The following is a 13,988-nucleotide window of genomic DNA, read 5'->3' as shown; positions in this document are numbered from 1 at the left end:
GCAGATGCGAGCAAGGTCGAGCCCGATGCACAAAAAAGAGCGGCGGAACCGATCCGGCCCGCCGCTCCGATATTCAAAGACGCGATCCTACCTGGAGATCAGGCAGCTTCCACCCGCCGCGCGATACTGTTCGCAGAGTGCTGCGGCCTCATCCTTGGAACCGGCCGGAATGCGGACACGGTAGAAAGTGCCCTTGCCGGCGATATCGGCCCTGCGGATCTCGTGGCTGCGGCCGCCGAGCACGCTGGCGAATTTCTTGGACAGGTTGGCATAGGATTTGGTCGCCTCGTCTTCCGAAGGCAGCGAGGCGATCTGGATGCCGTAGCCGCCGGCGGATGCGGCCTGCTGCGGCTTTGCGGCGACTGGTGCTGCGGCCGCGACCTCCGTCGTCTTCGGCTGCTGAGAAGGCGGGCGGACATTGCCCTTCTCGGTGACGGTGCCGACGACGTTGACGGGCTGGTCGGCCGGACGGGCGGTCGGAATGGGAGCGGTATCGGCAATCCCCGAGGTCTTGACCGGGCGCACCGGCGGAGCGACCGGAGCCGGGTTTGCGGCCTGCGCGTCGGCACTGCCGGCGAGCGGCGGCTGCACCGGCGCGGTTTCGACGGGGGCTGCAGAACGCGCATCGGCGGAAGCAACCTCGGCGCTTGCCGGGAAGCTTGCGGCCGTTCCACCGACGGGAGGTACAGCCGGGGTCGATTGCGCGGACGAGGTCGACGGAGCCGTCAACGCCGGATGAGCCGGCGGCATCGGCTGGGCAGCGGGCGTCACCTGGGCAGACTGTGTCGCCTGGGCAGACTGTGTCGGCTCGTCGACGGGCGCCGGTTCCTCGCGGGCGACCAACGTACCGTCAGGCTTGACGATCATCGTGCGGACCTTGCGCGGCGAAACGGACGGCGTTTTGTCAGTGTTGGTTGCCGAAGCGTTGTCGGCGTTGTCCTGGGTTGGCAGCAGACGCGGATCCTCCGTCTCACCGACCGCAGTCGGCGTGACCTGATCGTCGACGCTGGCGTTCTCGTCGTCCTCGGGCAGCGCTTCCGGTGTCAGCGTGCGCTGGACCACATCGACGGGCGCCTCATCGGAAGAAACGAGCGCCTTCTGCTTCGGCTCTTCGGCAGAACCCGCAACGCGGTCGTAGACGGCCTTATCCTGGTTCGGCACGGTCTTGCCGCCAGGATTTTCCGGAACGACCTTGACCGGTTCTTTGTCGGCGGTGATCACGCGCGGTTCGCCGGACGCGACAATGCCGAGCCCCTCGCCGTTCCAGACGGAGGAATAGACACCATAACCGACGCCGGCAAAGACCACGAGCACGACGGCCCCGGCAAGCAACTGGCGCATCGATCGGGCGCGGCTGAAATCGGCGGCTTGGCTTGCCGATTCAATGCGGACCTCGGAGGTCTCGCGGCGCTCGACCGGCTCGCGCACGCTGCGGCGGAAATCTTCCTCCAGCGCCCGTTCGAAATCATCGAGGCCATCGGCGATGGTGGGCTTGACCGGCTTTGCAGCAGCGGCGGCCGTATCCCGCACCGGCGTCGGCGTTTGCCGCGGTTTGGCCGGTTCAAAGAAGCTGGCGATCTCGGCGTCGAGATCGAAATCGAAATCCGCAGATTTCGCGACCGGCGCGGGCTGCTCGACCGGCGGCAGCGCCGGCACGTGCATGTCGTCGACGGCCTCGGGACGATCCTCCGGATCGGCGATCATCGCCGGATCGAATGGCAGGTCTTCGGTCGATTCGGAGACAGGCGTCCAGTTGAAAGCCGGAGCCGGAGCTTGAGCCTGCGGCTCGGGAACGAAGGCCGGAGCGGACCGTGCAGGAGCGGCAGCAGCCTGCTCAAAAGCAGGAGCCGGCCGCTCAGGAGCAAAAACCGGAGCGGGCCGAGAAGCGACGGCAGCGGCCTGCTGGGGAGCAGGGGCTGGCGGCTCAGGCTGCGGTGCTGGCTCGGACGGCTCGGAAAAATCGAGATCGGTGAGTTCCAGCTCGATGCCGGCAAGATCCAGCTCGAAATCATGGCCGGCGAAGGGGTCGTCGGCTTCCGGTGCCGCCTGCGGCGTCGGCGAATATGCCGCTGCGGCAGGTTGAGGCGTACCGACCTCGGCAAGCTGCGGCGCGATCGGTCTTGCGGCTTCGGCCGCATAGACCGGAGCCGGCTCGACTGGGACAGACCGGACGGGTGCTACGGCGAGCGGTGCGGGCGCGATCACCTCGGACTGAACAGGTGCGGCGGCGGGAGCGGCCGGAACGGGCGCTGCCTCGATCGAAGCGGGTTGCGGCGAGACGGGCGCCGGATTGGCACGTTGCGGGACCGGATAACGCGAGACGTCGGCGAGCAGATCGTCGAGATCGAATGTGCCGGCGGTGTGCGGAACATCAGGCACGACCTCGGTCAGCGCGGCATCGGCCTGGATCTCGCCTTCGACGGCGGCGGCGATGAGATCGAAACCGGCCTCGGGCCCGAAATCCTCCAGCTCTTCCTCGACTTCGACGAATTCTTCGGCCTCAGCGGTCTCTTCCGGCGCGATCACCTCATCATGGCGATCGAGTTCGGCGGGAAAGCCAAGTGACGGAGAAGCGGATTCGAATTCCTCGGAAGGCTCGACAGCGGCGACAAGCGCCGACGGCTCGATGACAGGTTGAGGCTCGACCACAGGAAGATCGGCGGATAGCGCTTCAGCAACCGGTGCGGCGACCGTTTCGACCACTGGCTCCGGCAAAACAACCGGTTCCTCGCGCCTCGGGGCATGGAAATTGGCAAGCGGCAGCCTGATGCTGGCAGCCGACCATTGCGGCGCCTTAGTGGGCTGCGCCAGCGAAGAGACCGGAGCTGCGCCGATCGACAGTTCAAGCTCCTCGATCAGGTCGCGCGCACCGCCGAAGGCCGATTGCACCGACGCGTCGGGCTCGGGAGAAAGCTGCTCCGCCCAGTCGGCGACAGATGCGTCCCCACTTCCTGCGTCGGGCAAAGCTTCTTCAGCCTCAACAGCGACGACAGAAACCGAAACCGGCTCAGGAGCCTCCGCATGTTCGGCAGCGGAAGAAGCATCGAGAACGGGCTCGACGTAATCTTCAGGCGTGAGGTCATCAGAGATCGGTTCGGCGGGCCGGTCGAGCTCTGCGAGCGGACGTGGCGAATCGTAGCGATCGAACTCGCGCCCAAGCTCATCCTCGAGATCGAGGGCTGGCTCGCGCCGTGCGGTCTCCGTCACCGTATTCGCCGCAACACGCGGCTCGAAGCCGACGATACGGGCAAGTTCAGCCAACGGATCATCGTCGGCAAACAGATCGTTTTTTCCGCGCGTATCATACGCAAGTTGTTTATCAGCCATGCCTATTCCCACTCGCAAACGCCAACGCTCAAATGCCAGCGCATTGTGGGGAAATGGTGACGTTATCGCATTTCGTCCGGTGCGGCAGTGCCTGTAATGGCAAGTCCCGACTTCAAAACCGACGCGACGGCGTACACCAGCCCAAGTCTGGCAATACTTGATTCTCGGTTTTTATCATTAACAAATCGTAATTCCGGCTGATCTTTACCTTTGTTCCAGTGCGCGTGGAAGGAACTGGCGAGGTCGTAGAGGTAAAAAGCGATACGATGCGGCTCCTGCGACTGGGCCGCCGCCTCGACGATACGCGGGAATTCAGCGAGCTTGGCGACAAGCTGCAATTCGGCCGGATCGCCAATGCCTGCAACGGTTTTCGCCAGTTTCTCGTGGGAGACATCGAGGTCGGGAAAAGCCTCCCTCGCCTGCCGGAAGACCGACATGCAGCGAGCATGCGCATACTGCACATAAAAAACAGGATTATCTTTCGACTGTTCCGTCACTTTGGCGAAATCGAAGTCGAGCGGCTCGGAATTCTTGCGATAGAGCATCATAAACCGGACCGAATCACGGCCGACTTCTTCGACGACGTCCCGAAGCGTGACGAAATCGCCCGAGCGTTTCGACATCTTCACCGGCTCGCCGTTGCGATAGAGCTTGACGAGTTGGCAGAGCAGTACCGTCAGCTTCGCCTTACCATCCGAAACACCGCGTGCAACCGCTTCCAGACGCTTGACGTAGCCGCCGTGGTCGGCGCCGAGCACATAGATCATCTCGTCGAAACCGCGGTCGAACTTGTTCTTGAAGTAAGCGACGTCGGCGGCGAAATAGGTGTAGGAACCGTCCGACTTGATCAGCGGCCGGTCGATATCGTCGCCCACCTCGGTCGAACGGAACAATGTCTGTTCGCGATCTTCCCAGTCCTCGGGAAGCTGGCCCTTCGGCGGCGGCAGCGTGCCCTTGTAGACATAGCCCTTGAAGGTCAGGTCGTTGATCGCCGTGCGGATCGCAGCTGCAACATTGGCATGCAGGGTGCGTTCGGAGAAGAAGACGTCGTGATGGACGTTCAGAGCCGCCAGATCCTCACGGATCATCACCATCATCGCATCGATGGTGCGATCCTTGACGATCGGCATCCATTGGTCTTCCGGCATGTTGTGCAGCCGCACGCCATAATCGGCGGCAAGCGACTGGCCGACGGGCACGAGATAGTCGCCGGGATAGAGACCCGAGGGGATTTCGCCGATCTTTTCGCCGAGCGCTTCGCGATAGCGCAGGAAGACGGAACGGGCGAGCACGTCAATCTGCGAGCCGGCATCGTTGATGTAATATTCCTTCTCGACGCCGTAACCGGCAAAAGCGAGCAGGTTGGCAAGCGCGTCGCCGACGACGGCGCCTCGGCAATGGCCGACATGCATAGGGCCGGTCGGATTGGCCGAAACATATTCGACATTGACCTTCTTGCCCTCGCCGAGCGTCGAGCGGCCGTAATCGGTGCCGGCGCCGATCATCGAGGCGAGGAGCCGCTGCCAGTAGCCGACGGCGAGACGGATGTTGATGAAGCCGGGACCCGCGACCGAGACATCGGCGACGTCTGCATCCTCCTTGAGCTTGGCTATGATGACGTCGGCCAGCGCGCGCGGATTGGTTCCGAGCGGTTTTGCCAGCACCATTGCGGCATTGGTCGCGACATCGCCATGGCTCGCGTCACGCGGCGGCTCGACGGTAATGCGGCCGAAATCGAGCTCGGATCGCTTTTCCCTGACCAGATCGATCTGTTCAAGGGCAGTTTTGATCCTGGCTTCGAAGTCGGTAAAAAGGTTCATCGCACTCTTCCATGCATAGGCTGTGCCAAAGGCTCAAATCGGCCCTCGGCGTGGGCGACCGCTGCCTATCGCAAATCCGGAGTGTGGTCAAACAACCGCCTGTGGGCGCTGATCGCATATGTGTCGGTCATGCCGGCGAGATAATCGCCGACATGGCGGGCCTTCGGCGCATCGGACAGGCCGGCGATATGATCGACCCAGTAATGGCTTTGCATCTCCTTGGGATTGGCCATGTAGGCGGCAAAGAGATCGGTGACGATCTGGGCGGCACCGGCACGGATGCGCATGATATCGGGATTGCGGTAGATGTGCTTGAAGAGCATGGCCTTGATCTGCCTGTCAGTCTCGGCCATTCCCTTGGAAAAGGTGGCGATAACCCGGTCGGCAGCGCGGATGTCGGCCGCATTCTCAGGGCGGAGGACCGACAGGCGCTGCTGCGCCACGCCGATCACGTCTTCGACCATGCGGGTAATCTGGCGGCGCATGATCTCATGGGTGAAACGGCTCGGCTCCAGATGCGGATATCGCTCCCTCACCTCGGCCATCAGCCCGGCAAGAAACGGGATTTCCTCCAGCATGTCGAAAGTCAGGTAACCGGAGCGCAGGCCGTCGTCGATATCGTGGGTATTATAGGCGATGTCGTCGGCGATCGCCGCGACCTGGGCTTCAAGGCTGGCAAAGGTTGCAAGCTCGAGATCGTGCAGCTCGCAATAATCGAGGATCGGCTGCGGAACCGGACCGCGGGTGCCGACTCCATCAGCCGTCAGAAGCGGACCATTGTGCTTGACGAGACCTTCGAGGCTTTCCCAGGTCAGGTTGATGCCGTCGAATTCGGCATAACGCCTCTCCAGTTTGGTCACGATGCGCAGCGATTGGGCATTGTGATCGAAGCCGCCATAGGGCAGCAGCACCTCGTGCAGCGCGTCCTCGCCGGTATGACCGAACGGCGTATGGCCGAAATCGTGCACGAGCGCCACGCCTTCGGCCAAATCCTCGTCGAGCTTTAGGGCGCGGGCAAGCGCGCGGGCGATCTGGGCCACCTCGATCGTATGCGTCAGCCGGGTGCGGTAATGATCGCCGTCCTGGGCGATGAAGACCTGGGTCTTGTGCTTCAGCCGGCGGAAGGCGGTGGTGTGGACGATGCGGTCGCGGTCGCGCTGGAAATCGGAGCGCGTCGGGCTTTCGTCCTCCTGATAGAGCCGCCCGCGCGTCGTCCAGGGGTCGGCCGCATAGACCGCCCTCTCACTGCTGCCGAAACCCAAAGCACGCGTATCGATCGTCATTCTTCACCGTCATCCTGCATGTTGCCGCATCTGCCCATTGACGCCGCTTGACGCTCTTCATACCTATAGCCCGATGAAACGGCAAAGAGGCGCTTTCTTAACCGCTTCGGCGCATCATCGCCTTTTCGCGAATATCATGGTAAGTTTCTTTGATATCAGGCATTTGAACGTTCAAGTGCCAAAACCCATTCTCTCCGGATCTTGACCCCGGCAGGAGGAAACATGACGGATACGAGTGTAACCCTTTCAGATGCCGCGGCAAAGCGTATCGCTGCGATCGTCGGCGCCGAAGCCGGCAAGAGCGCCTTGCGCGTTTCGGTCGAAGGCGGCGGCTGTTCGGGCTTTTCCTACAAGTTCGACCTTGCCGACAGCGCCGGCGACGACGACATCATCGTCGAAAAGAACGATGCCAAAGTGTTGATCGACAGCCTTTCGCTCGCCTATATGGCGGGCTCGGAGATCGACTTCGTCGACAATCTGCTTGGCCAATCCTTCCAGATCAAGAACCCGAACGCGGTGGCAAGCTGCGGCTGCGGCACCAGCTTCTCGATCTGAACGCCTGAACTCATAACATTCTCCCACGAACCGGCCGAAGAATTTCTTCCGGCCGGTTTATCGTCTTGTCCGGTGATCAAAGACCGAGATAAAAGAAGCGCACGAAGCGAACAGGGCGAAGAGATGAAGATCGCGACTTGGAACATCAACGGCGTCAAAGCGCGCATCGACAATCTCACGCAATGGCTCAAGGATTCCGATCCGCATATCGTCTGCCTGCAGGAGATCAAGACGGTCGACGAGGGTTTCCCGCGGCTGGAGATCGAGGCGCTCGGCTATCACGTCGAGACACACGGTCAGAAGGGCTTCAACGGCGTGGCGATCCTCTCCAAGAGTTCACCTTTCGAAGTGAACCGCGGCCTGCCCGGCGATCCGCTGGACGAACAGGCGCGTTTCCTCGAAGCGGCGTTCACTCTGTCCGACACGCGCATCCTGCGCGTCTGCTGTATCTACCTGCCGAACGGCAATCCCATCGAAACGGAGAAATATCCCTACAAGCTCGCCTGGATGGAGCGCCTGCGGACGTTCGCCGCCGAACGGCTGGCCTACGAGGAAGTGCTGGTCCTTGCCGGCGATTACAACGTCATCCCGGAACCGCACGACTGCTTCGATCCCAAGGTCTGGGAAAACGACGCGCTATTTCTGCCGCAGACGCGGGCGGCTTTCCGCCGGCTCGAAAATCTCGGGTTGACGGATGCGGTGCGCGCCACGACGGATGCGACGCAGTTCTATTCCTTCTGGGATTATCAGGCCGGCGCCTGGCCGAAGAACAACGGTATCCGCATCGACCATCTGCTGCTGTCGCCGGAAGCTGCCGACCGGATGACGTCGGCTGCGATCGAAAAACATGTGCGGGCCTGGGAAAAGCCGTCCGACCACGTGCCTGTCATCGCCTATTTCGATTTCGCGGGCTGAGGCCTTCCGCCCAGCCTCAGTCGTCGGTACCGCTCGCGATGGTGTGCGACAGCGATACCGCTGTGCGGCGGTCGGACTCGTTTGCAACCGAGAAGGCCTGCTCCTGCAGCGCTTCCATCCAGCCGCAGTCCTTGGGCTTGCAGCGGTCGAGTGCCGCCGTCATCAGCGCCAGACCACGGGCCGTCTGGCCTTCGTCGAACAGAATATTGCCGAAGACCGCCATGGCGCCGGGATGGCCGCTCTTGCGGGCCTGGTTCAGCCATTTCTTCGCCTGCTGCGGGCTGGAATTGCCACCCTCGCCGGCCAGCATCATCTGCGCCAGCTGGAACTGCGCCTCGGGCACGCCAAAGGTGGAAGCCACCTGAAAATAAAGCTGGCGCGCCTGGCTGAGGTCGGTCCTGACCGGACTGCCGGCGATGCCGTGCTTGTAATAGTTGGCGAGCGAGAGCAGCGCGTTGACGAAGAAGCCGGTATCTTCGGAGCCGGGTTCGACACCCTGCTGGGCGATCTCGCTGTAGATCTTGAAGGCTTCGAAATCGTCCTGCGTGACACCGTCGCCATCGGCATACATGTTGGCGAGCGCCCAGCGCGAGCCGGTATGCCCTTTTTCGGCGGCGTATTTATAGGCTTCGACCGCCTCTTCCTTCTGGCCGTTCTTATAGGCCTTGAAGCCGAACTTGAAGAGATCGAAGGGTCCGGATTCCTTGCTGACGCCACCTTTGATGTCGAATGCGCGGCACGGACCGGACAGCGCCAGCGCTATAGACATGCCCACCAGCATGAATTTGAACAGTTTGAACTCGGACGTCACCATTTCAACCGATTTCTTTCGCTCATCCCAGGCAGGCGGCAACGGCGCTCATGCCGTGCATCCCGCGGATGTATTTCTTCGAGGCGAGCGATCCCGCGGCGAGCTCCATGGCTCCTTTACCCGCGTCGCATCCAGCCCACTGGCCTTTTCTCAAAGGCGATATTCTCAGCCCATCCTTCAGAACCACCCGGCTCCCGGCATGGCTCGACTGCAATCTCCGTGGCACTCTTTCGGCAGGTGCGGCATCCGCCTTCCCGCCTTTATCGCATTCGTAAACAGTAAATGTGACGAAACCGGTATCGACCTTTCCGGCAAAGCCGGGCTGCTCATCCGAGCGGGTCGAAAACAGCGACAATGAACGGATCAACGACTTCATCGCGAGGCCGGATTGGCGGCCGGAACAGCCTTGTTCGGAAAGCGAAACAACCGTAATCAAACGAATGTCGCCAATCGCGCCGTACGATCTGATGTACCCGGAAAAAAATCGACCCATGCTACTATTTACACGCACCGTACGCCTGCCATTTCCTCACCCGCAAATATCGCTGCGCCCTCTTTGTGGCGGGAAATGGACAAATTCGCCCCACCACCACCATACGCCAAACGTCGTAAAAATGTGTTGCTGAATCGTCACAAATTGGAACGTCGATTTGTCTTGCGGCGCCCAAAGAAAAGCCCGGCAAACTGCCGGGCTCTAAGACTTCTACTTGGGCTGCAAGATCAGAACTTGACCTTTACGCTGGTGGAAAGGGCCGCCAACAGATCGTCGCCAAAGGAATAGGAGACGTCGTTGCCGTAGGTCCGGCCATTATAGACGTAGGTGCCGGATTCCCCGCCGGTCATGATGCCGAGCGCGCCGGCCAGACGCCACTCGACATTCTCCACCGGCGTATAGGAGACACCCGCGCCGAGCGTCCATGTGTCGGTCTGGGCGCCGTAGCCCTGGCTCGTGCCTCGATCCCAGGTCAGGCTGAGGGCGCCGGCCCATTGTTCGTTGAACTTGTGGCCAACGCCGCCGCTGATCGTCCAACCGTCGCGGTAGAAGAGATCGAGCGAGGTGAGTTGGCTGCCGGCGCCGCAGGCGACGACGCCCTTGTTGGCCTTCGGGCAGAAGGCGATCGACTGCAGCACGCTCCAGTTCGTCCACTTGACGGAACCGAAGGCAAGCCAATCGGGCGCAATGCCGCTCTGCAATTTCAATTCCACAGAATCGGGCGCTTCGGCCGAACCGTAGACCGGCGTAACGACGCCGAGGTAGGGATTGGCGGGATTCGCCGGCACCTCGGTCAGGTCGACCGTGCCGGTAAGATTGTCATATTTGACCTTGCTGTTGTAGACCAGGCTGGCGCGGAAGGCATATTCCTCGATTTCGTAGGCGATGCCCGCCCGCCATCCCATGGCCTGGTCGGCAAGGTCCAGACGACCGGTGCCGTCATAGACCAGCGCGGCCGCCCCTGGGATCGGCGCGACGAGGCGTGTCTTGAAACCTTCGACCGTCTGATAGAAGCCGCCGCCGATCAGGCGGAGCTGGCCAGGCCCCATATCGAAACGATAGGAGCAGGTGGCGCCATAGTTGCGGGTGCTGATCTTGGTTTCGATGTTGTCGTTGACGCCCAACCAGTCAGCGCCGGGATTGGTATGTGCGCCGAAGGGTGTCGAAAAATCGCCCATACAGTCGATGGCATCGCCGAAACCGACTTTCACCCCGAGATAGGGGATCCAGTAGTCCTCGGTATCATCCGCCGTGGTCGAACCGCCGCCAATGCCGTTCGTGCCGAGGCCATCGGTGGCATCGGTATCCCTGACATTTTTCAGCTTGCGCTGCGGCATGACAAAGGTCGCGCCGGACTGGACAGCGAACCTCGAATTGTCGAAGAGAAGGTCGATATTGTATCCGCCGCGCTCCAGACCGCCGGCGAAGGACGGCGATGCAAGCGACGAAAAAAGAACGAGCGACGTTACGCCCTTGGAAAACCTACGCGATGCCATTGTGTCTCCCCCACTCCAGCAATTGATGTGACGCCACTTTAGTAAGCGTTCGCTCGATATGGCAACGCGCCCCACGGCAGCGCTCCCAGGCATTGCAACGGCGAACTTACGTAAACAAATTGACGGACACGTCAAAAAACCTGGTTAATAAAATTTTATTCCAGAGCAATTGATTTTGAGATGGGTTTTTGGGTTTTCGTTCCAAGCATTCCAGAAACTGTATCAATCAGACAACAGTGACAGTTTTCGCCGAACGGATACTGACAAAGCCACAATCCACAGGCTCGGCGCCTAAAACCAGCCGCGTTCGCGACAGAATCACGCCCAGAACGACACAAAAAGACGCGCCCCCGCAAAGGGCGCGTCTTTGAAATAACTTACCAAAACGGGTCGACGAAACTTACCCGGCTTCGCTCACCCTGGAAAGAGCGATCCTCAGGCTTGCGATCTGACCCTTCAGTTCATCGAGACGATCGCGCTCGGCCTCGACCACTTCGGGATTGGCGTTGGCGACGAACTTCTCGTTGGAGAGCTTGCCGTCGATGCGGGAGATCTCGCCTTCCATCTTGGCAATCGCTTTTTCCAGACGAGCCTTTTCGGCGGAAAGGTCGATCAGATTGCCGAGCGGCAGGCAGATGGTGGCCTCGGCGATGACGATCTGAGCGGCACCCTTGGGCGCATCATCAGCCAGCGATATCGCCTCGACGCGCGCAAGCCGTTTGATGGCGGCATCGTGGCGGAACAGCCGTTCACGCGTCAGGTTGTTGGCCTTGACGACGACAAGCGGGGCTGTCGCCGATGGCGGCACATTCATTTCAGCGCGCACCGAGCGGATGCCGGAGACGAGGTCGATCAGCCAGTTGATTTCGTCGGCGGCCCCGTCATCGGCATAAGACGGCGCCGGCCATTCGGCGTGGCAGACCAATGTGTCGCGCTCTTTGCCTTCGCCTGCGGTATGGGCCCAAAGCTCTTCGGTCATGAAGGGCATGAAGGGATGCAGCAGCTTGTAGATCTCTTCGAGAATATAGGCGCTGCAAGCCTGGGCTTCCGCCTTGGCGCCCTCGTCCTCACCATTGAAGACCGGCTTCAACAGTTCGAGATACCAGTCGCAGACCTCGTTCCAGACGAAGCGGTAGAGCGCGCCGGCAGCATCGTTGAAGCGGAAGGCTTCGAGTGCTTCCGTAACGTCACGTTCCGTACGGGCAAGTTCCGTCAGAATCCAGCGATTGATGGTGAGCTCGGCGGCTTCGGGCACGAAATGCGGGTCGCTCTTCGCGCCGTTCATCTCGGCGAAGCGTGTGGCGTTCCAGAGCTTGGTGCCGAAATTGCGGTAGCCGGCGATGCGGGCCGGATCGAGCTTCACGTCCCGGCCCTGCGCCGCCATGATCGCCAGGGTAAACCGCAGCGCGTCGGCACCGTATTCGTCGATCAGTTCGAGGGGATCGATGACGTTGCCCTTCGATTTCGACATCTTCTGCCCATTCTTGTCGCGCACCAGCGCGTGGACATAGACGGTCTGGAACGGCTCGACGGGTTCGCCGTCCTCATCCTTCATGAAGTGCAGGCCCATCATCATCATGCGGGCAACCCAGAAGAAGATGATATCGAAGCCGGTGACGAGAACGTTGGTCGGGTAATAACGCGCCAGTTCGGGCGTCTCGTCCGGCCAGCCGAGCGTCGAGAAAGGCCAGAGTGCTGAGGAGAACCACGTGTCGAGCACGTCCTCGTCACGCGTCAGTATCTCGCCCGGCTTGAAGTTTTCAAGCAGGTCCTCGACATAGGCCTTCATCGGCCCCTCGTGCGAAAGGTAGTGCTGGATCGCCGCCTGCAGCGCCTCTTCCTCGGTCTTTTCGACGAAGACCTGGCCGTCCGGGCCGTACCAGGCGGGGATCTGGTGACCCCACCAGAGCTGACGGGAGATACACCAGGGCTGGATGTTTTCCATCCATTCGTAATAGGTCTTGTCCCAGCTCTTCGGCACCATCCTGGTGCGACCTTCGCGGACCGAGGCGATCGCCGGTTCGGCGAGCGTCTTTGCATCGACGTACCACTGTTCGGTCAGCCGCGGTTCGATCGGCACGCCGCCGCGGTCGCCGTGCGGGACCATGTGCTTGTGCGGCTCGATCTTGTCGACGAGGCCCGCCTCTTCGAAAATCTCGACGATGACCTTGCGCGCATAGAAACGGTCCTGGCCTTCCAGGCGATCCCAGGCGCCATGCAGCGCCGCCGGATTGTCGAGGCCTTCGAGGAAATCCTCATTGTCCTTGATGGTGATCGTGCCGTCGCCGTTCATGATGTTGATGACGCGAAGACCTGCCCGCTTGCCGACGTCGAAGTCGTTGAAATCGTGCGCGGGCGTTATCTTCACCGCGCCGGTGCCGGCAGCCGGATCGGCATAATCGTCAGCAACGATCGGAATTCTGCGGCCGACGATCGGCAGAATGACATGCTTGCCGACAATGCCCTGATAGCGTTCGTCCTTCGGATTGACGGCAACACCGGTATCGCCCAGCATGGTCTCCGGTCGTGTCGTTGCGACGACCACATAATCGCGCGTCTCGAATTCGGTCGGCTTGCCTTCCTCATCGAATGCAATCGGGTATTGGTAGGTTACGCCCTTTTCCAGCGGATAGCGCAGGTGCCAGAGATTGCCCTTGACCTCGTGCTGTTCGACTTCGATATCGGAAATCGCCGTCAGCAGCTTCGGATCCCAATTGACCAGGCGCTTGTCCTTGTAAATCAGACCTTCCTTGTAGAGGGTGACGAAAACCTCGATAACCGCCTTCGACAGGCCCTCGTCCATGGTGAAACGTTCGCGCGACCAGTCGCATGACGCACCAAGACGCTTCAGCTGGTTGAAGATCAGGCCGCCCGATTCCGCCTTCCACTCCCAAATCTTGTCGATGAAGGCTTCGCGGCCCAAGTCGCGGCGGCCCGGCAGCTGCTGTTCCATCAGCTTACGCTCGACGACCATCTGCGTGGCGATGCCGGCGTGGTCCATGCCCGGCTGCCAGAGCACGTCCTTGCCGCGCATGCGCTCGAAGCGCACCAGTATGTCCTGCAGCGTGTTGTTCAGCGCGTGGCCCATGTGCAGCGAACCGGTGACATTCGGCGGCGGGATCACGATGGTGAAGGTCTCGGCCCCGGCTTTGGCGTTCGCGCCGGCGCGGAAAGCGTCCGCCTCATCCCATAACGCGGCGATTTTCGGTTCGACGGCAGCGGAATCATAGGTCTTGTCGAGCATTTTCTGACCAATTTCGAGGTTCGAGGGTGGCGTTTGTAAATAGG

9 protein-coding genes are annotated in these 13,988 nt (G+C 61.1%); 2 read left to right on the top strand and 7 right to left on the bottom strand.

What is annotated here, in order from left to right; genetic code table 11:
- Positions 1–87: 87 nt before the first annotated feature.
- The 3 genes from V8P77_RS06400 to V8P77_RS06390 all read right to left on the bottom strand — a co-directional run bounded on the left by V8P77_RS06400 (position 88) and on the right by V8P77_RS06390 (position 6,430).
- Entirely contained in the window at positions 88–3,327 is a 3,240-nt protein-coding gene (locus V8P77_RS06400; RefSeq protein ID WP_335911308.1) for an SPOR domain-containing protein, read from the bottom strand.
- Between the two features lie 62 nt (positions 3,328–3,389).
- Positions 3,390–5,147, bottom strand: a complete 1,758-nt coding sequence (gene argS, locus V8P77_RS06395; RefSeq protein ID WP_065279720.1) for an arginine--tRNA ligase — start codon at positions 5,145–5,147, stop codon at positions 3,390–3,392.
- Positions 5,148–5,212: 65 nt separating this feature from the next.
- Positions 5,213–6,430 (bottom strand): deoxyguanosinetriphosphate triphosphohydrolase, encoded by a 1,218-nt coding sequence (locus V8P77_RS06390; RefSeq protein WP_335911307.1) that lies wholly within the window; start codon positions 6,428–6,430, stop codon positions 5,213–5,215.
- Between the two features lie 222 nt (positions 6,431–6,652).
- Between V8P77_RS06390 and erpA the strand changes: the two genes are divergently transcribed.
- Complete coding sequence (gene erpA, locus V8P77_RS06385; RefSeq protein WP_335911306.1) at positions 6,653–6,985, top strand: iron-sulfur cluster insertion protein ErpA; 333 nt, start codon at positions 6,653–6,655, stop codon at positions 6,983–6,985.
- A 123-nt stretch (positions 6,986–7,108) separates the two neighbouring features.
- On the top strand, positions 7,109–7,900 hold the full coding sequence (xth, locus tag V8P77_RS06380) for an exodeoxyribonuclease III (RefSeq protein ID WP_335911305.1): 792 nt from the start codon (positions 7,109–7,111) through the stop codon (positions 7,898–7,900).
- A 16-nt stretch (positions 7,901–7,916) separates the two neighbouring features.
- On the opposite strand, the gene exoR is transcribed toward xth, so the two are convergent.
- The 4 genes from exoR to V8P77_RS06360 all read right to left on the bottom strand — a co-directional run bounded on the left by exoR (position 7,917) and on the right by V8P77_RS06360 (position 13,944).
- Entirely contained in the window at positions 7,917–8,714 is a 798-nt protein-coding gene (exoR, locus tag V8P77_RS06375) for an exopolysaccharide production regulator ExoR (protein WP_335911304.1), read from the bottom strand.
- 19 nt (positions 8,715–8,733) lie between these two features.
- Complete coding sequence (locus tag V8P77_RS06370; protein WP_335911303.1) at positions 8,734–9,204, bottom strand: hypothetical protein; 471 nt, start codon at positions 9,202–9,204, stop codon at positions 8,734–8,736.
- Positions 9,205–9,431: 227 nt separating this feature from the next.
- A complete protein-coding gene (locus V8P77_RS06365; protein ID WP_335911302.1) occupies positions 9,432–10,700 on the bottom strand; it encodes an OmpP1/FadL family transporter in 1,269 nt (422 codons plus the stop codon).
- Positions 10,701–11,100: 400 nt separating this feature from the next.
- The gene (locus tag V8P77_RS06360; protein WP_335911301.1) at positions 11,101–13,944 is read right to left on the bottom strand and encodes a valine--tRNA ligase; all 2,844 of its coding nucleotides are present in this window, start codon (positions 13,942–13,944) and stop codon (positions 11,101–11,103) included.
- Positions 13,945–13,988: the final 44 nt, after the last annotated feature.

Origin of the sequence: Rhizobium aouanii, from assembly GCF_037002925.1 — a bacterium.
Taxonomy (GTDB): Bacteria; Pseudomonadota; Alphaproteobacteria; order Rhizobiales; family Rhizobiaceae; genus Rhizobium; species Rhizobium aouanii.
The sequence above is the reverse complement of the archived record's forward strand: the minus strand, read 5'-3'. Positions and strand labels throughout refer to the sequence as shown.

What these genes read in the sequence shown, in the direction of transcription:
- V8P77_RS06400 (WP_335911308.1), bottom strand. Translation starts at nt 3,327, where the DNA reads ATGGCTGATAAACAACTTGCGTATGATACGCGCGGAAAAAACGATCTG.
- argS (WP_065279720.1), bottom strand. Translation starts at nt 5,147, where the DNA reads ATGAACCTTTTTACCGACTTCGAAGCCAGGATCAAAACTGCCCTTGAA.
- V8P77_RS06390 (WP_335911307.1), bottom strand. Translation starts at nt 6,430, where the DNA reads ATGACGATCGATACGCGTGCTTTGGGTTTCGGCAGCAGTGAGAGGGCG.
- erpA (WP_335911306.1), top strand. Translation starts at nt 6,653, where the DNA reads ATGACGGATACGAGTGTAACCCTTTCAGATGCCGCGGCAAAGCGTATC.
- xth (WP_335911305.1), top strand. Translation starts at nt 7,109, where the DNA reads ATGAAGATCGCGACTTGGAACATCAACGGCGTCAAAGCGCGCATCGAC.
- exoR (WP_335911304.1), bottom strand. Translation starts at nt 8,714, where the DNA reads ATGGTGACGTCCGAGTTCAAACTGTTCAAATTCATGCTGGTGGGCATG.
- V8P77_RS06370 (WP_335911303.1), bottom strand. Translation starts at nt 9,204, where the DNA reads ATGGGTCGATTTTTTTCCGGGTACATCAGATCGTACGGCGCGATTGGC.
- V8P77_RS06365 (WP_335911302.1), bottom strand. Translation starts at nt 10,700, where the DNA reads ATGGCATCGCGTAGGTTTTCCAAGGGCGTAACGTCGCTCGTTCTTTTT.
- V8P77_RS06360 (WP_335911301.1), bottom strand. Translation starts at nt 13,944, where the DNA reads ATGCTCGACAAGACCTATGATTCCGCTGCCGTCGAACCGAAAATCGCC.